Origin of the sequence: Flavobacterium piscinae, from assembly GCF_004122145.1 — a bacterium.
Classification (GTDB): domain Bacteria; phylum Bacteroidota; class Bacteroidia; order Flavobacteriales; family Flavobacteriaceae; genus Flavobacterium; species Flavobacterium piscinae.
The window spans coordinates 39,744-60,792 of the sequence record NZ_SBKQ01000009.1 but is presented as its reverse complement, the minus strand read 5'-3'; the positions used below and the strand labels follow the sequence as shown (position 1 = coordinate 60,792).

Genomic DNA, 21,049 nt, shown 5'->3' with positions numbered 1-21,049 from the left:
CATAACAATGAAACCAAGAAAAGCGATACGAGAAGAATCACTTTAACAAATACATTTATCATTTTCCTTCTATTTTATAGTTTATCACCTCATTTATAAATTAACGATTCAAAATGCAATGCATCAATAGACTAGTTGAATAGTGAAAGTAGCAAAGCACTTCACGTCTGTTAGTTCAGCATGCACTAACTTTATCCGTTTTACTTCACCGCCATACCATAACCCAACAAGCCGGCGGCAATCCCTAAATGAACCACCAACCAAATCTTTTGCCAATTGGGTCGTAAATTCCAGGCGATTTGGTCGTCAAAGGGGTCAAAAATCAACCCTATTGCCAAACACATCGCACCTTCTACCGCATCACCATTGACCAAAACATGGTAAAGCCCTAAAAGGATAAACAAGCCATAACCGATTCGGGCATAGACCACCGGAATTGATTTTACTTTTTCCTCTTTCATCTTTTGATTATTTTAATTTAAATACTTCTACACCAATGGCATAACCATACGGTTGCTTGTTCGCATCGTGGTAAATGCGTATTTTGTTACACGCTCTTCCCAAATCGGTTTTTTGCCAAGTTTTTCCACCATCCAATGTTTCATAACCACTGTTCATGGTGCCTACAAATCCATGATTTTCGGTAAGAAATCCAATTCCAAATTGCCGTGCTCCTGCATCCTCAACTAAGTCTAACTCTACCCATGATTCTCCTCCGTCAGTGGTTTTTAATACCCGTTGCTGTTTAACAGTCGGGTCGAGGTGATACGATTGTAAAGTGGCATAACCCACTTTTTCTGTTGGAAAGGAAACTTTCCAAGTGGTTTCATAAGGTCGATTGGACTGATAGACTTTTCGCCACGTTTTGCCTCCGTCACTTGTTTTTAATAATAAGGCATTGGATTGAGCAATATCAGCAGAAGTAGCGGCACATACAATACCGTTGTTTTTATCAAACATTTTGATGTCAAACAACATCTTACAATTATCATTCATGCTTTGTGAGACCCAGGTGTCTCCTCCATCATGTGAAACCATCAAATTAGCCGGACTACCCACTCTGCCTACCGCAAAAATATGGTACTTATAATCGGTTTTGCCATGATTGATAAAGGGTTCTTTCACCACATCAATAGCACATAATCCCTTTACATAAGGGCCTTTATAGTCAACCGCCGTCCATGTTTTACCACCATCTTTTGTGCGATACAAAGGAATAGTATCTGTTACTTTCGGGAAATAATCGGTGCCAACGGTGCCTATAAATCCGTTCTGTTCATCTAAAAAAGCAAGGGTGCGAAAGAAAGAACCTTTCTTTTCATATCTTTTTTCCCATGTGGCTCCACTGTCAGTAGTGTGATAAAGAGCACCTGACCCATTTATGTACCAACCGGTTTTTTCGTCAATAAAGTATATGTCATCTTGCTTTCCCGGATAGGGCTCTGTCGTTAATTTGGTCCATTTTTTAGGCGATGGTGCTGCCACAGGTTGTCCGGCAATTACTTGGTTACCCCATTCAAGGGCATTGCGGGTAACCTCCGTATTGAATGCTTCAAACAATTCACCATACCGTTGTTGGTTAAATTTGTCATACGCTTCTTTCATCGTGCCGGATTTGGCATAATAATGATCGGTTTGCGGAAAAACAGCTAACGTTGCCGTACCGGGGCGATAATAGTTCACCGTTCGAACAATCTGCTCGTGGTCGGCTTTGGAAAAGGCTTGAAAGTCAGATTCACCAAATTGTACCAATACGTTAGCAGTGGTTTTTTTCCAATGCTCTAAATGAGGCATGTCTTGAATTTGTCGCCAATATTCCATGTTGCGACCATATATTTTATCGACCCCGTTATACATCCATTGGGATGTTAACACCGCTTCTTTTTTCGGGTCTTTTGCCAATTCAGCTAAGGATTCTTTTTCTACAAAAAAGCGATAATTCAATTCATATTGATCTCTGATGGATTGTTCATATTCCAAAGGTTCCATGCCGGCCAATTCATTTTGCACCCGATACATTTCCAATTGGTATTCAAACCATGATTTTGCCGTTGTACCATACACAATAACTCCGGCTACGGGGTGGTTAGCACTTAAAGCCGGTGCAACGATGCCTCCCATGGAATGCCCTACAATAATGATTTTGGTAGTATCGACATACGGTAAGGAACGTAACTTTTGCAGCCCTACTTCAAAGTTTTCTATTTCATCTTTTAAGTCACACGACTCACAGGGTGGGGTGTTTTGACTGTCGCCTAAACCGCTTTTTTCTATGCGTAAGGTAACATAACCGCCAGCCACATACGCGTCGATAATCCGTTTGTAGGGATGATAATCGGGGAGGTTGTCTATCGAACTGCACGTATATCCGGGAATGAACAACATGGCGGGGAGTTTACCTTCTTTTTTGGGTCGGTTAATGATGACCCGCAATTGTCCTTGTTTGTAAGCAGCTTGGTCATAAATGACCTCAGAAACGGCGGAGGTCTCCAATGGTTTCCCACTGAATTTACCTTTTAATTGCAATGTTTTACCATTGCGAAGAACGGAAAGCACAACCTTATCACCGGCTCTTTTTGTGCTCATGAGGTTTACCAATGCAGGATAATCGGGGAGTGGTTCACCATTGAGCGATTGCAGAATGTCGCCTTCTTTTAAGTGAAGCTGAACAGCGGTGCCTTCTATTACTTTTGCAATTTGTAAACCGTTTGCCGTGGGCTCTATTTGTGCTCCCAAAGCGGCTTTTCTAATAAGGGATTGAGCCACTAGAGCTTCAAAGCAAAGTAGGAGTACACCTAACCAAATCTTTTTCATAACAACTTTTTTTACAAAGTTCTATAAAGGAGTTAGGGAAAGGGTTGTCAAAAATTGCTTATTTCATTAAATGAGCCGGAGCAGTACCAAAATAGTTTTTAAAAGCCTTACTGAAAGTAGGGGTATCCGCAAACCCCATTTGAATCGCAACAACAGCTATTTTTTCTCCACCCAAGAGGCGTTCTTTGGCCGTTTGCAACCTTTTTTGAAGAATATATTGATAAGGAGTCACGCTGAAAGTATGTTTGAACAACCGAATGTAAGCATATTTGGAGATGCAGGCTACCTGTATCAATTCCTCTAAGCCGATAGGGTCGAGGTAATGGGCATCAATATAATATTTGCTTTGCAATAGATTGCGGAATACTTCTTCCTGCACCTCTTGTTTTTTGTAGTTCAGTTTTGAAAATTGCTCAAAAATCAGCGACTGGTCATGCACAATTTGTTCACCGATACTGTAAAACAATTCGGTTGTAAAGAGGGTAGGTGTAGTCTCGTTGAGCAATGAATTTGCCACTTGGTGCAAACTGTGTCCCAAGCCGGTATGTTGGGCATGGTATTTATTGACCAAAAACTTATCCGTAATCATAAACTCTTCCAAGTCGGTATTGTCAAATTTATCTTGAATGATTTCAGAAATAATATCGGTCGAAATATCTACACACAAACCTTTGGTCTTGCTTTGAATGGTGACTTCTGAAAGCAAATTATTGTTGCCGATGATGTATTCCCCTTGTTTGACCTGAAACTTTTTACCGTTTACATAATAGGTTTCCTGACCGCTCACCACAAATTTGGCGGCTACGTGTTGAAAGGTAGTTTCCCCTTCAAAGCGTTCAAATTCCGATACCCGAACGGCATTGTGTTGTGGGTCATGGTAAAGGTTGTTCTTCATCAGGAATTGAATTCTTTCTTTAAAAGGACTAAGATAAGAAAATGGTGGGAAATTTCAACCTTCTTAGGGTTCCAATCCCTTCGAGGGTTGAAATCATTCAACAATAAAGTCAATAATTTCAGTCGAATGATGATTAATACTATGATATTCGATAAAGTTTTCTTTATCGCTAAATAGCTCTAAAACTTTCGCTCGTTTAATCATGGTCGGTTTTTCAGAAATAATCGATTCATACGATGACCAAGGATACAAACTCATTTGTTTTACCAAACCATGATGAACAGGATTGTTGTGAATATAGAAAATCAATTGTTGAAAATACCGTTCAGAAGTAACCAACTTTCGTTCAAAGCGGCCTTCAAATAAACTGCCGGTTCGGTGGTGTCGTTTATTTACAGCTTGTGTGTACGCATTAAACAAATGCGAAAACTGTCGGTACGGTTCAATAACTTTTGGTTTTTCAGTTGTATTATAGGTCAATTTATTTTCATTAATCGCTGTTTTTTCCTTGATTCTAACCAGAAAGTGAAAGTGATTTTTAAGTAAACACCAAGCATACGTATCGGCTATCGGATCTACATATTTGGCATATAAATTTAGGAAGTGATAATAGTTATCCGTTTCGAAGAAAATAGGCGAACTGTTATTACCACGGTTGTAAATGTGATAATAATGCCCATGCAGTAAATGGGTTTTGGTTTCCATAATTGATTTTGTTTGGCTTATACATTTCAAAAGTTAGTAACGCTCAAAGCGTTTGCTTAACTACTTAATTAATTCATAATTCAAAAATAAAAAAGAGGGTTAACAAAACCAAAAAAATTCTTCTTTCTTCCTCACCCCAACCCTCGAAGGGTTCCAAACCCTTCGAGGGTTGGGGCGGAAGCTTACTTCTTTTCCTTCAATTGAAACACATGCGAATAGACAACACTGGCCGGTTTATTCTTAATCATTCCCGGTTTTAGTTTTGGGATTTTTTTAACTATGCGTTGAAGTTCCGCTTCAATGGAGGGGTGTGAAACACGAATGCCTTTTGTCTGTACTGAACCATCTTTTTCAAAAAGGAATTGTACAAAGATTTTTTTGTTTTTATCCGCCGGTGGAGCTTCTTTCGGATACTTAAAATGTTGATCAAAAAAAGCATTAATCCCTTTGATTAAGCAGGCTTTGATTTCTTCTTCAGTAGTCAGCTTTTCGCAACCCGGAAATACAGGTGACTTTTCGATTACTACAAAAGGCACTTCGGTATACAACCCTTCTTCAGATTCTTCTCGAGGAACCTTTACAACCGGAATCACTTCTGAATAAGCAACATAACCGTCCTCTCCGGGAAGATAGCTGTTATAATTTCGAACAAATTCTGTAATAGCCGCTATGGTAAAAGGAAGTTGCTGCAAATCTTTATCTTTATATAAGGCACTTTTAAAATCGGCTCTGATTTGGTCTCTATAGTCCAATGCTTTGCCGTTTGGGGTGTCAGCAGATGAAGGAGGAACCAATTCGATAAACCGATTGGACTTTATTTGGTAAACAATCCGTTGGGTTGTTCCTTCGTAATAGCTAAAAAGACTGGCTTTTCCATAGCCAATCACTTGTAAAAAAGCGGTTTCTTTTTGAGTATAATTCAATTGCGAAGCGTTGGCAACCCGAACAGGTGCTTTCCAAATCATTTCACGCACAAATGTATAGTGTGGCGAAATAGTCAATTGCTTCAATTGAGCGGTTGACAAGGTTGTAGGCTTATCATTTAGGTTTGTTTTCACTCGAATCGATTCAAAAGGGGAGTTCCAATTACCATCCGTTTCAATGTAGGCATCTTTGGTAATGCCATCAAGTGTGGTGTAGCTCCCTTTGCCATAACCGGTTTGGGCTTGCATAAGGGTCGTACAGCATAAAAAGTAAACAAACAACAGTCGTTTCATAATCGAAATATATTGGAAAAAACAAAGGTAGTAAATTAAAGACCAACCACAACCCACCCGGCATTCCAAACCCTTCAAGTGTTGATTCCACTTCCATTGTCATGCTGACGCAGGAAACATCTCAACCCAACCCTTAAACTTTTAAACTCTTAAACTTCTCAACATTTTTCCATCCCCTTTGTCATGCTGACGCAGGAAGCATCTCATTGACAAGTTATTCAATTATAAAAACCAACTCTCTTCCCCGGCACAACCCAACCCTTAAACTTTTAAACCCTTAAACTTCTAAACATTTTTCCACCCCCTTTGTCATGCTGACGCAGGAAGCATCTCCTCACCCCAAATCAATCGTATTCCTACACTTCGGATAATTAGTACACCCTAAAAAATCGCCATAGTGACCTTTTCGCTTGGTCATAAAACCACTTTCGCAACTCGAACAAAGCAGTGTGTTTTCTAAAATGGTAATATCGTTGAACGTTTGGTTACAACTCGGATAATGAGAGCAACCCAAAAAGTGATTGTTCTTGATTGGGTTTTGTCGGACAACGAGGTACCCTGTTTGACAATAAGGACAATTAGTTTTATTTACCTTTTCATCGTTTGCACTAAATAAAAAAGCATTGTCGGTGAGTAATTCTTCCGCAAAAAGGGAAACATCAGTCGGAATCAACAAAACCACTTCGTTTTTGGTTCGTGTTAAGGCGACATAAAACAAGCGACGTTCTTCCGCAAAGCGATATTCCTCATCATCACTTAACAATAAGGCCAACATGGGATCATCCGTCATTTTATTTGGAAAGCCTAATAAGTGATTCTTTAGGTTAAGAACGATTACATTGTCGGCTTCCAGTCCTTTTGATTTGTGCACCGTGATGTAGTTGATGTCGAGGTCTTCCAACCCTTTTATGGTTATGGTATCGTTGCGTTCATTGTATTTTATTCTGCTGTTGGGGGTGAGCTTGATAAATTCATTGATGTCAAAACTATGTCGACCCAAAACCAAAATAGGCTTATGACCCATTTTCTGGATGAGTTGTTCAACCGCTCTGATAAAAACGTCATCGGCGTTATGGGGAGAATAATAGACAAATTGAATCGGATTTTCCAACGATTCCTTTTGAGAGGTTGGGTTTTTAGGAATTTGTTTCTTGTTTTTTTGAATGTACTTCGAAGTAATATCAATCAGCGATTGGGAATTGCGATAGGTTTGTTCAATAAATAATTTTTCATGTTTGCCCACGTACTTTTCAAAATGACTGAACAATGAAATATCACTTCCGGCAAAGCGATAAATGGATTGCCAATCATCACCCACACAAATCAATCTTGCTCCCGATAGTTCCCGAATGGTTTTGATAAGATGAAACCGCGAATACGAAATGTCTTGGTATTCATCAATAATGATATACTGATAAGTAAGAGTGGGTTGGTTGTGTTGAATGAGCTGGGTAGCCAAATTAATCATGTCGTTAAAATCAATTTCATTGGCATCATTCAACGCTTGGTCGTATTTTTTTAGAACGGGAAGGGCAAACTGTAAAAAAAGTTGTTGCCTTTGAAGCATGTAATCATTTTTAGTTTTGTTTTTATCCAAAAACAATTGTGTGATAGACGCATAATCCAACTGTCTTGACTTGCTCAGGTTGATAAAAGTCTCAACCAGTTTAGTGATTTCTTGACCAAAATTCTTTTCATTTTCGGTGACTTTTGTATAAATACTTTTGACATCCCTGGGCTTAAAAATGACCTGTTCCTTCTCTAAAAGCTCTTTGAGTTTGTCGAGCAAAACCTTATCGCGATTGTAATAAGAATACGTTTCTATCAGTTTGGTGTGATAAGTTTTGTGCGTCTCCCTTTTTAGCTCCATTTCAGCAATATATTTTTGCTCATTATACGGAGTAAGCCATTTGGCAGTATTATCCTCATTCACCCCAAAATGTTCCAGGTAAATGTCGTAGTCCTTTAAATAAAAATCAGGTTGATAAACTACATCGCCATAAGGGTAGCGTTTCTCATAGTCGTATTCAATACCGTTTAAGTATAAAAAATTGGCAATCGTAAGTTCTTCCACACTTCTCACTTTTTCTCCTTGCATGGTGTCCAGAGAAGCCTTTGTCACTTTATTCAGCGGTTCCGGTTCACATTTTGATTTTAAGGTCTGAAAATCTATCCCTTTTTCAGTATCCAGTTTTTCCCCTAACGAATCATAGCTGTCATGTTCCTCCGGAATATTCATAAAACAGGCAACATATTCCACGAAGGCTTGTAAGGCTTCGGGATGGTCTAAGAGTTCTTTTTCAAAAAACGACTTGATGAGTTTACCGGCAGTATTCTCATTGGTCACCGCCGGAACAGCAGATTGAAATCGCTTGATACTATCATAACCCAATTTATGAAAAGTAGTGGCACGTGTTGCAAGCCCTATTTTTTGCAATCGTTCATTGAGTTCCTCCACCGTTTTTTTGGTAAACGAAAGCAATAATATGTTTTCAAGTTTCACCTTTTTCTGTTCCAAGAGGTATTTTACTTTACCCAAAATAGTCAAGGTTTTTCCCGAACCGGCTCCGGCAATGATTAAGTTGGAATATTCATCAGTGAGGATAGCGGTTCGTTGTTGGTCGTCTAATTTTTTGCCTTCTACCTCATCAAAATAATCACGTAGTTTTTCTTTTTGCGACTGCACATAGTTTGTATTGTAATGGACAATGTAGTGGTCAAAATCCTGAAAAAGCTCATTAAACGCCTTTACTTTGGACTCTTTTTTATAATAGGATGTTTTGGATTTAAAGTACTTCCCAACTGCTTCAAACTGTTTTTTGAGGGCATCCCGATGCACCCAGGTGACATAGTCATCCAATTGGTCGAGGGTGTCAAAAAACAATGAAATTTGTGCTAAGTGAGTAAGGTATGTAGGGTTTTGGTATTTTTTCTGTTTTAACCAAGGCAGAAAAATTACAAAGTACAGTAAGGCAATAATCAATAAAATACCAAGTATAAATATCATAGTTGCTTTTTAATAGTTTGCAATAGGTTTTAAGTTGTCACCGGAAGGAGAAGTTTGTGATGTGAGGAAAAAAACTTAATGTGCTTAATCAACGATTGAAAAATTAATTAAGATACATATAAACTAAAGATAATAAACTGTTATCTTCTTTTATTCCAAAAAATGCGTTTTTTGTATTCTTTATTGCCTCCAAAAAGTGGAATTCCTCTCCATGTATATATTACTCTATTGATTGAGTGAGATACTGTTTGATGTTGTTCTATTTTATTTTGTTTTATATAGTCATTCATAAATCCTTGTACACGCAATGACCATTCTCCATTGGTAGTTGTATTAATAAAAGCCTTACGTGAAATCTCAGCAACTCTGGCATTTCTTCCAACTTGTGGAAACAAACAATAAAGTTTTTTTCTCATACCTTTCGGGTCTTCCATTGTGCCATCACCCAGAAAATCAAATATAACAGGGACTGAGCTTTTTAGCCAAGCTTCTTGGAAACAAAACTCAGGAAAAGACACTTTAAATATACCCGATTTTTCAGTTTGGCTAACTTCACTAATCTCTCCTTTTTTCCACTCTTTAAAAAAACGTGGATAATCTCTTTTGAGGCGAGTGCCGTCAACTACCCAAACCATATTTTTATAAAACTTTTCTCGTAAGTATCGTTCTTGTGGGGTAATATGAGAATGTTGAAACTCAATAACTAGTCCATTTTCAGTGCGAACATCGGCAATATGTTTTTCTTTAGTTTGAGTATCAAACAAAATAAATTCTTGCCATTCAATTGGAAAATTATTTTTCCAAGATCGGTGCCATTCGGTTTCAGATTCCCACCATGAATCGCAAGTACGAGTGTTTTTATGTGCCCAATGGTTTATTTTTTGCACACCACATTTTGCAATCAGCTCTGAGCCGCAACTTGGACAAATACCTTTAATTCCTTTTAAAGCTTCTGATTTAATACCATTAACTATCGCAAACTTCATCTCTAAGTTTTTTTGTAGTATTAATTTTTAGGTTTTTTTTAAAGTTTAATAAATTTAATTAAAAATATTAACTATTTATAGTTCTCTCCATTCCTTTTCTTTATAAACAAAACCTTTCCAGCAAAAATCATCTTCAAAACCTAAAATCAACAAAAAATTTTCCTTTTCTGAAATTTCATTTTGATTTGTTACTCCTTTTATAATTTCATGCAAATATTCTAATATTTTTTCCTCATTTTGATTAGGATAGGTTACTAAAACTTTTAAATGACTATTTGTAATTAATAAATGTGAAACTTCTTGAAATAAGTTTTTATTGAAATTATTTTCATGTTCAAATGCAACTTCTATTTCTCTAAACCAAAAGGTATTTGTTTTAATATTTGGAACTAAAAATTCTTCTTTATAGAGAATTGCATCTAGAGAATAATAATTACGTTCATAACATTTCAAATTTAATTCTTGTGCTACTTGAATAAGAATCGAATCATCATCAGAAATTATTGCACTAGTATATTTTGACCACTTATGCCAATTTTGAAGTAATTTATTTTTATTATTTGGCTTATCTACAATTGATAACCAATGATTAAAAAAAACGCTTGAATTAGTCATTGAAAATTTTTTAATTAATTAATTCTTTTGAAATTTCAAATGATCTGAACTATTTATAAATAAACTAATATTTACCAAACAAAGGCTTTAATAGTAAGGATAAAAACTTTTCAATTAGGTTCAAGTAAATATCTGCATTCTTTGGTAATGCAATCACTTTTACTTTAATTTTATGCTTACACCAATGTGCAAAATTTACACCTTGTGTAGTTTTTATTTTATAATATCCAAAATGGATTGCCAATCAACCGGCAATTTTTGAAAAACTATCTTTCTTTCGTATACCACCTTGACGAACTCCAACATAATTGCAATCACTAATTTGATATTTAAATTTATTAAAATTAATAGGAGGGAGCGACACTGTCGGATTGGATATTTTAAACCGTTCAAAATCTGCTATTACCTCTTTTGCATCTTCTTTGTTTTCTAATTCAAACCAATAAATGCATGGTTTGTCAATTTTCATTATTTCATGAATCATTGGTAATATTTCAGATACATACCCTAATGATTCAATCGAATAATCGGGTTTTGCTAAATTATTACAGTCTATTGAATACTCAAAATAGTCAACATTACTCTTAAAAAGTTGCTCTAAGGTAGGATTTGGTTTTTTTACAATTTTATTTAGTTGGATAGTTTTCATTTATTCATATTTAAACGTTAATTCATCCTCTAACTCCAAAGCGGTTAAAACTTTTTTTAAACGAACAAACTTAGTATTACTATCGTTATTGGTTTCCAAAAAGTAATTTTCTGTTATTGCGTAAGCACTTCGTAACGACTCTTTATTGGTCGTAATTTGTAAAATATCTTTCAATTCACTCATTAAAAACTGAGATGGATTTTCATTAAACAATTGAGTCAAAACAAAATGATACATTTTAGAAAATTCAGAAGTAAAAATCATTTCTTCTCGAAAAGTAAAGTACTCTAATTTTCGGTTTTTAGGTTCCGGTGCATCATAAAGATTGTATTCGTTTTCATCTTCTTCAGAAATAACAATGGTTGGATATTTCCAAATTTCAATAAACTTGTTATAAAGTAATTTGAATCTCTTTTCATAGGCATCTACATTCCAAGTGTCAATGACTTTTAAATATTCATTTAACCATAAGTTGCTGTATTTATAACCTTGCCTACCTTCTTCTTTATTCATGTCCCTTTTTTCAATAAATATTTTATTGCCCAAAGAACCATTATTACCTGATAAAGTTAAATTGGCTACTGTATTTAAGTATTTATCCATAAATAATTTATATTCAGTTTCGCTTAAATCAGATTTCCATTTTATATCCGGATTTTGAGGGAAAATGTGTTCAATAGTTATAGAAGTATTAGATAAATCTACTCGTTCAGGATTTTTGAAATGCTCTATTTGCTCAAAATAATACAGCCTATTTTTGGCTTGGGAATTATAAAGGTCTTTATCCTTTAATGATACTTCAATTTCAGTATCAGAAGGAAAACGTTGAATCCCTTTTTTCTTTAAAAGTGATATTTCAAGTGAAGGATAATAATTTTCTTTTTTAATATCTGAATACAAAGTCATGAAGATTTTATTTAAAGCATTAGTAGGTAATCCCACAATAAAACGTCTCCAAACATAAGACTGAATCAACCTTAAAATAGCAATTAATGTATTTTTATCTATGATATGTTCTAAAAAGTCTTTATAAACCGGAAGTAAAAAGGGGTAGGAAACATTAATTTCCATTTGCTTTATACTTCGTAATTCTATACTAATTTCTTTGTCCGATTCATGAGAGGTGTTCAAAAACTTATGATAAATACCGGAATATAATTTTATTTCTTGTAGAGTAGTAGAATAGAATGTCTCATCCCTATTTTTAAATCTGTTTTTAAACTCTTCATAGACCTTGCTTTTATTTGGTATTTTTTTGTTTACAATAGTCAGATAATCTCTTATAAATTCTGACACCTTGCTTTCATGTGAGTTTTCTACTTTAGCATTATTTTCAATAATTTCCCAATAAGTTTCAAATATTCTTACTTGCTCTTTAGGTGCCAACCCCATCAATATATAATTGCGAATCAAATCGGCTTGCGAAAGCTCTAAACCGGTTGAATTCAAACTTTCAAATATACGTTGAGGGTCATCTTTACCACGTTCTAATGATATCTCCACAAAGAGTAATCGATTTAGTCCTTCTGTAATAATCGAAAAATTATCCACATTAATAGTGTTTAAAAAGAAACTATAATTTTCAATTACTTTTGAATATTCTGTATAATCACTTGGGGTATTATTGTTCATCAAAAACCGAAATGCTTTTGCATTTACATCTGTTTGCTTGAGCTTTAATTTACTATTTTCTTCTTTTACAAAACGATTAATTAAAATGGTTTCATTAATCTCAGCCGCTTTTTCATCTAACCCATTAGCATTAGCAAAGTGATATAATGCTAAATAAAGCAGAGTCATAGTAGTTAAACGTTGTTGACCATCTATGATAACCAATTGCTTTACATCTGACGAAGTATATACCCCGTCATGAATAAATACTATACTACCAATAAAATGGGTATCTTCATTATGTTTTTTATTCCCTACTTCAATTATGTCTGTCAATAACTGTTTGCACTGTGTGGTAGTCCAGTCATAATTGCGTTGATAAACCGGAATAACAAACTGGGTTTTGTTTTGGGTTAAAAAGTTTTTAAAAACGGTTTCAGTGGCTTTCATGATTCTTATTTTTATCTTTAGAATTATTTATAGGAACTACTACATTTTTTATATAGGATTCAAATTCACTACTGTCAATAGTTGGATTGTCGTAAAAAATTAGCAACTCTTGAACTTCTCTTTGTGTCTTTGAATCTAATCTGGATGTAATTGAATGTATAACTTCATCAATTTCCATTATAATTTTATGTTCAAAATGGGGAACAAATAATTGTTCAAACAAATAAAAATCTACTTCATTTTTATATTCTGTCAGAACTTTTTCTAAAAACATTGTTTTTATTTCACTGTTGTAGTCTTTTAACGATAATGAAAAAAGTGGGTCAAATTCAATGTAATCAGTCAATATTACTTCAATACTTTTTTTTGAATTTTCGGCTTCATTTTTTAGTTTATTAAATAAAGACTCACTTATTAAACTAAATTGTTTTTCAACTATTTCTTTTGTATTCATATTTGAAAATTCTTCTATTGAATAACCTGTTAGTTCTCTTAAAAATTTTTCTTGTGCTTCATTAATTTGATTTAATCTTTTTTTAAAATTTAATTTGTCACTTGATGTTTTTCTTACAATTAACAAATGATATAATAACTTTCTAAGTTTCTTTTTCTTTTCATCTTTTTCCTTTGAACGAATAGATTGAATACCAAAATAGTAAGCTAAATAAGCAGAAAGAAAAAGGGTAACTATACTTATTGTTATTTGTAAATAGATATTCATTTTATAAAAGCTTAAAACAAATCACTTTTTCATCGTTTGCAATTAAAGTAAATCCATGATTTAAAACTAATAACCTATTTACCTCCATTGGAGTATTTGGAATTCCATTTTCAAAATAATTTGGCTTTTGTTGTGCAAATTCCAAAGTTGGTATTTCAGCAATAATACCAAATTGATTTCTGTAAATTACGTAATGACTTCTCATCTTATATTTAAATTAATTCGTAATATTCTATAATTGATTTTTTTAACATATTAACCAATTCCAAATCTGATTTAAAACGTAGTTGTTGAAATGGTCTTATGTTGAAACCTATGTCAGAATCTTTTGATTTTTTATCTTGTTTCTTAATCAATATAAAATTTTCCTGTTTTAAACCTTTACCTTGATTTAATCCCATTAGATAACCTAATTCTTGATAAACATTTATATTTTTTGAAGATAAATCAGCTATTAACAATCCACTTTCTTCAATTAATCTTAATATTTCATCATCAATTTTATAGGAATGTCCAATATTAAAATGATCAATTCTGATTTCTCTTAATTTTATTTCTAAATTATACTCATTGTTCACCTCATTTACAGCTTTAACAATCGCATTATAATGTGGCTTAGTTTCTTCATCAAATTGCATGGAAACAAAAACCTGTTTACTTTTAGCTTCCCTTATTTTTTGATAGATTTTAATTAGTGATTTAGAAGTAAGACCTTCAATTTCATCAATATGATTTTTAAATAACCATTTTATAAAAAGTTCAATATCATTTTCTTTGCTAATATGTAAATAAGTTGCTGCTACAACAAATGCAATTCCTTTAGTCTTTTTTAATCTTGGGTGATTTCCAAAAACTTGATTAACATTTTTTAATGCCTCATTTACTAAACTAATGCTTCTTTCACTACGATTTACTTTTTTATTATCAACTAAAAGTTTTACAATGTCTTTAGAAACACTTCTAGGTTTTTCTAAAAAATCTTTCCCTAAGTTTGGATAAACATTCACTAAATCTTTAGGTAACTTTTTAAAAACCTTTCTGATAGCATAGTATTCCCATCCAAACTTTTCTTTTAAGTATTCATCAGTAAAATTTTTTTCATCATCAAGTATTACTCTTAAATTCTCTTCAGATGTTAATGGAATTGTTTTGGTATTAATGTTATGAAAAACAACTCTCTCAAATTTCTCTCCCAAATACTCGTGTGTTTTGTTAGTTGAACCATCTTTAAACTCTTCATAAATCAATTCTTCAGATAAAATAATACAAAACGGTATAGTCATTCTGTTTACTTTTTCAGATTTTGCTACTTCACCAGCTTTTAACCTATGATTTCCATCTACTCTGCTAAATGGCTCTTGATTTTTTTTAATTAAATCATTTAATATTGTATCATCAAGATTCAACTCAACTACAATGATATTTTCTACTCCTCTAAGATCAGATGAATTCTTATATGTAACTTTTTTAGTTTTTATTGATGTATTATCTACATTAGATTTAAAAAAACCTTTAGCCTCAAGTTCTTGTAAAGGGGAAAAACGATTTGTAGTTTTTAATTTTGAATAATCAATTTTTACTTTATAATTAAGGATAACTTCAGGGAAAAATAAATAATCTTCATTGTCTAAAAATGTTGAAATTACCTCTTGTTGCTCGTAAATAGGATTTCTTTGATAGGAGTAATCAGCTTTTGAAATCCGAGCCAATTCTTTTATAGGAGCAAATCCTCTAATACATAATTGACTACTTAATGACCTATCTAAAATACCTCTAATTATCATAAATCTTTTGTGCTAAAATTACGTTTGAAAAATTTAACTTTTCTTTCGCCAAATCTTCCTCTGCCATACCCAAAAAACATTGTGCCAATAAAATAGAGGGTTACAATTATTGAAATAAAGATTAACCAATTAAAACCATTATTATCTATTGGGTTTAAAGTCAAATGGTCTGTAAAATATTTAATGCTAAGTAAAGCCCAGATGAAAACAAAAAATCTACTAACCAAATCATTAATTTTTGATACTGAAAATGTTTTTGAAGTAGTTGCAATTTTATACAGAGGACCTGTTATTTTTTCTTCTAACATATCAACATGAATTTCCCAATGTCTTTGCCAAACCTTACTACCTTGATTTATTAGAGCCCAAGCTAAAGATGTAATTAAACCAATACAAACAACAAAAAATAATACTTCGGGATGTTTTGGAATATCAGCAGTATAGTTATTAGAATTTAATACTCCAAAGTAACCTGCAAAAGCAGCAATTTGAAATGCCCAAAAATATTGAGCTCTTTTCCAGTATAGTTCTATTTCAAAATTTTTTGCATTCCATGCTTGTTGATAACTCAATTTCAATTCATCAACACTTCTATCTTTGATAAAAAGATTATGATATTCTTTCTCAGACATTTTTGTTAAACCATCTTTGTCTTTTTCAATAAGAAAAAAAATAAGGTCCTGCAACCAATATGAGTTTCTAATCGAATCACAAGAACTTTTATAGATTTCACCTATGGCCTCTTTGGTATCTTTACGTTTTTGTTTGTATATTTCTTTCTTATCCATCAATTAAGATTTACTTTCAAATGTATAAATTCAATCCACTTCATTTTGTGTAAAATACATAACAAGTTCATCCGTGCCAGTATTTTCAGACTTATTATGTTTGATATCAAAAAAATCTAAAAATAACTGTTCTACATATTTTGCTTTCCTATTTTCTAATTCATAATACGTGAAATACACTATCATTTCTTCAGAAAAGTTTTTGTGCTTAAAATGCTCCTGTATGCGTTTGAATACATTACCCTTTCCAATATACAAAGCCCGCATAATAAACAAATCGTGAACAGAGCAATAATCTTCCTTATGCCATAAGAAATAAACACCAAAAGAAGCATCCTGAGACCATTGGTTTAACATTGATTCTTTACAGATCTCTTTATCTGTAAACCAACCAATATTGGCATGGCATAATTCAGTAATTGTAACAGGTATGTTTACTTCATTTTTAAGTATGTTATTGAAATGGTCATACTTTTGTTGGCAATTATATTCACACTTAAATATTTCCATAACTTACCCGATTATCATCTTTTCAACCTCTCTCTTCGCTTCCTCCAAAACCAATTTAGCTTCCTCTTGCAATTGTTTAGCTTGTGTTCTAATGGCTTGTATAAAATTGGTGATTTCTGTTTGCTTTTCTGGAGGAGGGAGAGGGATATTTAATTTTTCTAGATCTTTGGCATAGACATGAGGTTGTCCTGCACCTTGTTGCAAATGATAAATTTCCTTTTGTTTTGTTTTCAATATCTCTGACAAGTATATAGTGGTAACTTCTTTTTCATTTTTTGATTGTATTACGGTACAGTCTGAGGCAAAAATAGGAGTAGTGTGATACCATACATAACCTGAGTAAGCACCAGAGGCACTAATAGTTATTACATTACCTTGATAATTGAAAACATTATGATTATATGGACTAGTTTGTCCCCCAGCAATAACAGGATATTCTCCTTCAATTATATTTTCAGAAGTTATACTTTGTCCTTTATCTAGACTAGCAATCTTCTTTAATCTCTTATTTGGATATTTACCTCCATCAATTCTATAATCTTTATTTATTATTGCAAATACATCAAACCTACCACCACTCACCTCACTAAACATCGTTGTAAAAATCCTACTCTGTAAACTCGTATCTTTCTCTGGCAAAGTAATACCCAACTCGTTTAGTAAATAAGTATCTATACTTGCTAATAATGCTGCTGCTTGGGCTTCTTTTTGTTGTTTTTGGGTGTAGGCGGTTTGGTATAAATCTATGATTTCTTTTTGGATATGTTTTGGTGGTAGTGGAATTTTTAAGGTTTTCAATGCTTCTTGTGAAAGACTTCCCATAATAGCACCAATAGATACACGATTAAATTGCTTTTGTCCAATATTTGAATTAAAAAAGATTTCCAAATATTTTGAATCAATCAGATCTGTTTTTAATTCTATATAAAATACTTCTGAACTAATCACATAATTATATTCTTTATCAAGTGACAATGCATTCCCGTAAGTGCCTTTTCTGGTTAATAATATATTACCTTTTTTTAACTGTATATTTTTAGTTATTTCTTCTGATGAAAAATCAATATATTGTATTTTGTTAAAATCAAATTCACCTTGTTTTACATTTGCAACTTTAATATAGGGAATACCATCATCTTTATAATCTCTAAAATCAAATCCATTATTGATTGACTTAATTATTTTTTTAAATGGTACAGTTTCAAATTTTGAATTATTAAGACTTTGAATCATTAATTGAAAATCATACTTATAAAAATATGAATCAAAGCGTCCTTCGAGATTCGATTGATTAACTAAAAATACTTTATTCTTATCAGCGTTATTTGATAAACTAAATCCTTCCATTTTCCACAGCTGTTATAAAGTTTCTCAATTCTTTTAAAATACCCGCTTCCACAATTTCTTTTTTGGTAGAAAGTTCTTCTTTATCATCATGCAAGTCGTATTTTTTGGTAATCTTTTCGTCATACAAATCATGGCTTAATTCTTCGGTTACCAATTTGTAATTGCCTTCTATGATTTCATTTTTACTTAATAACTTAGCAGAGGTTTTACCTGTAGCATCGTACCCAATATTTTCTGCAATGGCCATAAAAATAGGATAATCAGGTAATTGTTTGGCACGCTCTTCTTGATAGCGAGTGGTCATTTCTTCTTGTAGCTCACTTATTTTATCACTGTAAAATTGGTTTACTTCTGTTTTCCACTTTTTGTATTCTTCACTGGCTTTTATTTCTTTTATATTAGTTAAACCCGCAGGATGGGTAAAACCATCCATTTTATCTAACTTGGTTTTCTTTTCTTTTTCCCATTTGGCAATGGTATTTAAATAATCAAACTTGGTTTTAATATCATTTTGTATTGTTTCTTTCAATGTTTGTAGGTATTCAGTGTGTATTTTAGAATGTTTTTTAACAAATAATACCGAGCTTTTTACACCAGCACCCGTAGCAGAAAAAGCCGTTTGAGGCATACTTATTACAGCTACTAATCGATACCAATCTTCAATAACATCACGTACATATTGCAAACTGCTATTAGTTAAAATACCATCAGGAATAACTACAGCCAAGTAGCCACCTTCACGTAAATAGTTGTAGCATTGTTCTATAAACAATACTTCCGTGCTTTGGTTGTTTCGATAAGTTTCCTTGCTGTTTTTATAATCCAACCAATCTACTTGTTTGGTTCCTAAAAAATACCTTCTCAAATAATGTTTTTCATTATCTTTCACATTGCTACCGAAAGGAGGATTGGTAATGATATAATCAAAACGGTTGTACTGAAATCCTTGATTTCCTGTAGTTAAATAGGTTTCTTTATCACTCAATAAACCATCTACAGAAATTACATTGGTATGTCCGTCATCATGAATAATCATGTTCATTTTAGCGGTACGGGCAATTTGCTCGTTAATTTCTATGCCATACAAATTGTTTTCCGCAAAGCTATGCCAGTAATCATGCCATGCTTTGTGGTCTTCAATATCGGTTTTGTAATCAGGATATTCTTTATCAGCTTGTCGCCTTACTTTATCTAATGCATGTAATAAGAAACCACCACTACCACAAGAGGTATCTAATACTAAAGAATTATTGTCTATTGGTAAAGCTTCAACTATGAACTGCACTATCACACGAGGGGTAAAATATTGACCGAATTCACCTCTAAAGAAACTACCCATAAAGGTTTCAAATGCACGGCCTTTGCTATCTAAATCGGTAGACGATAAATTAATTTCTTGCAAATAGTTAACAATAGTTCTGATGCGTTCGTTACTCAAACGAATATCATCTTTAAAAACCTCTTTGTCAAAGCTTTTTCCGGCTGCATAAATAGCTTTAATTCTTTTAGCAAGTGAATCATTTGTTTTAGCATCTGTAGCTTCTTTGATGACTTGAAAGTCATAAATCTCTCCTTTTTTGCGTGGTTTTAATTTACCATCTACAATATTATATTTTTCATCCCAAATTTTACAGAAAATCAATTTATCTAATTCATCAAATGCTTCAGAAGGGTTTAATTGTCCACCAGCCCAAAGGGCATCATGAGCTTGCTTAAAACGTCGAGTTAATTCTTCTTCTGATACCGTTCTAATATCTTTAAATATTTGAACTTGTTTGTTACCTTTACTATCAACAAATGGATGATTACCACCACCTTTTACATAGTTATACGGTGCTACAGAATCAGTACCATAATGTGGTAAATCTGATAAACCTTCTCTAAAGTCTTTTTCTTTATCAAATCGAAAAATGGAGCTTAGTACCTCAGAATAAACCCAAACATATTTAATTGTACCAGAAAGTGCATTTGCATAACTAAAAGCTTGATTGATAGCCTGATTGAATTCTTGTTGTGTAACCTCTTGCTTTTTACATTCAACTATAATTTTAGGTTTTACGTGTTTTGCATCTTCATAAACAATGATATCCGCTTCACGTTTATCAGCACCCATAGTTACAGTTACAAACTGCTCAATATGTTCAACAGGATATCCATATTCTAAGACAAGTTTTAGAAAAGCTTCTAATTGAACTTTTTCCTCCGGATTCCCTAGGTTTCTAGATTTATTTTGATGTAAATATTTTACAGTCTTATTATCTTCACTAATGCTAATAAGCCCTTTATCAATACCTTGTTGAAGTAAACTCATCTTTAAAATTAAAATTTATATATAATTCTCAAACCTACCAATTTTTACCCACATTATCAATCCCAACAGGCAAATAATTCCACAAAATAAACACACATTTTATTGCCTATTTTACGGATTCCCGTATTCTTAATAATCAATGCATCATCTTCATCGCCTCTTCCAAATACAACACGGCTTGTCGAATCCGGTTATTTTTTCGGCGGATATAGCCCAAAAACAAACCAACAGCCAGAAAACTTAGGGGTATTAAAAACAAAATAGCTTTTAAACCCACCATGATATTAAATAGTTTTTTAGATTCCACAACGGTATGTAAAGTCGTGTCATGGTTGAGGCTCTCATCATAAGCTATGGGGTTGTTGGGAATGGAAAAAATACCAATCATTAAAACGAAAAATAGTACATAACTCAGTAATTCAAATAAAAGTAACAATCCCTTTTTAAAGTAGTAGTAATAGTTGTTTTGCTTCAATAAAGTATGAGCAGAACCAATAGATGATTTAAGCTGAAAGTTAGATTCCATAAAACAAAAAAAAGATGAATTAGATTTCCGTAGTCAATACAGGAAAATGCATAATAATTTCCCACCACCCGGCAGGTTTTTGTTTTTGGAAATGCTAAGATAGTGAAAAAAGT

At 33.1% G+C, this 21,049-nt stretch carries 18 protein-coding genes; all 18 read right to left on the bottom strand.

Features of this window, described 5'->3' with window-relative positions; all coding sequences use genetic code 11:
• Positions 1-200: 200 nt before the first annotated feature.
• Positions 201-461, bottom strand: coding sequence for a hypothetical protein (locus tag EQG68_RS09630; RefSeq protein ID WP_129464678.1), 261 nt, complete (start codon positions 459-461; stop codon positions 201-203).
• Between the two features lie 7 nt (positions 462-468).
• The gene (locus tag EQG68_RS09625; RefSeq protein ID WP_129464677.1) at positions 469-2,814 is read right to left on the bottom strand and encodes an alpha/beta fold hydrolase; all 2,346 of its coding nucleotides are present in this window, start codon (positions 2,812-2,814) and stop codon (positions 469-471) included.
• A gap of 58 nt (positions 2,815-2,872) precedes the next feature.
• The gene (locus EQG68_RS09620) at positions 2,873-3,709 is read right to left on the bottom strand and encodes a helix-turn-helix transcriptional regulator (RefSeq protein ID WP_129464676.1); all 837 of its coding nucleotides are present in this window, start codon (positions 3,707-3,709) and stop codon (positions 2,873-2,875) included.
• A 93-nt stretch (positions 3,710-3,802) separates the two neighbouring features.
• Complete coding sequence (locus EQG68_RS09615) at positions 3,803-4,414, bottom strand: hypothetical protein (protein WP_129464675.1); 612 nt, start codon at positions 4,412-4,414, stop codon at positions 3,803-3,805.
• A 182-nt stretch (positions 4,415-4,596) separates the two neighbouring features.
• On the bottom strand, positions 4,597-5,586 hold the full coding sequence (locus tag EQG68_RS09610) for a hypothetical protein (protein WP_164975426.1): 990 nt from the start codon (positions 5,584-5,586) through the stop codon (positions 4,597-4,599).
• Between the two features lie 379 nt (positions 5,587-5,965).
• On the bottom strand, positions 5,966-8,638 hold the full coding sequence (locus EQG68_RS09605) for a UvrD-helicase domain-containing protein (RefSeq protein WP_129464673.1): 2,673 nt from the start codon (positions 8,636-8,638) through the stop codon (positions 5,966-5,968).
• A 140-nt stretch (positions 8,639-8,778) separates the two neighbouring features.
• Positions 8,779-9,624 carry a competence protein CoiA gene (locus EQG68_RS09600; RefSeq protein ID WP_129464672.1) on the bottom strand — a complete coding sequence of 282 codons (846 nt, stop codon included), beginning with the start codon at positions 9,622-9,624 and terminating at the stop codon, positions 8,779-8,781.
• A 75-nt stretch (positions 9,625-9,699) separates the two neighbouring features.
• A complete protein-coding gene (locus EQG68_RS09595; RefSeq protein WP_129464671.1) occupies positions 9,700-10,239 on the bottom strand; it encodes a hypothetical protein in 540 nt (179 codons plus the stop codon).
• A gap of 244 nt (positions 10,240-10,483) precedes the next feature.
• Entirely contained in the window at positions 10,484-10,888 is a 405-nt protein-coding gene (locus EQG68_RS09590) for a hypothetical protein (RefSeq protein ID WP_129464670.1), read from the bottom strand.
• Entirely contained in the window at positions 10,889-12,949 is a 2,061-nt protein-coding gene (locus EQG68_RS09585) for a DUF262 domain-containing protein (protein WP_129464669.1), read from the bottom strand.
• Positions 12,936-13,670 carry a hypothetical protein gene (locus tag EQG68_RS09580; protein ID WP_129464668.1) on the bottom strand — a complete coding sequence of 245 codons (735 nt, stop codon included), beginning with the start codon at positions 13,668-13,670 and terminating at the stop codon, positions 12,936-12,938. The genes EQG68_RS09585 and EQG68_RS09580 overlap by 14 nt, the downstream gene beginning before the upstream one ends.
• A 1-nt stretch (position 13,671) precedes the next feature.
• Positions 13,672-13,875, bottom strand: coding sequence for a hypothetical protein (locus EQG68_RS09575; protein WP_129464667.1), 204 nt, complete (start codon positions 13,873-13,875; stop codon positions 13,672-13,674).
• Positions 13,876-13,882: 7 nt separating this feature from the next.
• Positions 13,883-15,454, bottom strand: a complete 1,572-nt coding sequence (locus EQG68_RS09570; protein ID WP_129464666.1) for a hypothetical protein — start codon at positions 15,452-15,454, stop codon at positions 13,883-13,885.
• Positions 15,451-16,242, bottom strand: a complete 792-nt coding sequence (locus EQG68_RS09565; protein ID WP_129464665.1) for a RipA family octameric membrane protein — start codon at positions 16,240-16,242, stop codon at positions 15,451-15,453. The genes EQG68_RS09570 and EQG68_RS09565 overlap by 4 nt, the downstream gene beginning before the upstream one ends.
• 30 nt (positions 16,243-16,272) lie before the next feature.
• A complete protein-coding gene (locus EQG68_RS09560; RefSeq protein ID WP_129464664.1) occupies positions 16,273-16,752 on the bottom strand; it encodes a hypothetical protein in 480 nt (159 codons plus the stop codon).
• Positions 16,753-16,755: 3 nt separating this feature from the next.
• On the bottom strand, positions 16,756-18,099 hold the full coding sequence (locus EQG68_RS09555) for a restriction endonuclease subunit S (protein WP_129464663.1): 1,344 nt from the start codon (positions 18,097-18,099) through the stop codon (positions 16,756-16,758).
• A complete protein-coding gene (locus tag EQG68_RS09550) occupies positions 18,086-20,410 on the bottom strand; it encodes a restriction endonuclease subunit M (RefSeq protein WP_129464662.1) in 2,325 nt (774 codons plus the stop codon). Before EQG68_RS09550 ends, EQG68_RS09555 begins: the two co-directional genes overlap by 14 nt.
• Before the next feature lie 136 nt (positions 20,411-20,546).
• On the bottom strand, positions 20,547-20,936 hold the full coding sequence (locus EQG68_RS09545; RefSeq protein ID WP_129464661.1) for a hypothetical protein: 390 nt from the start codon (positions 20,934-20,936) through the stop codon (positions 20,547-20,549).
• Between the last annotated feature and the right edge of the window lie 113 nt (positions 20,937-21,049).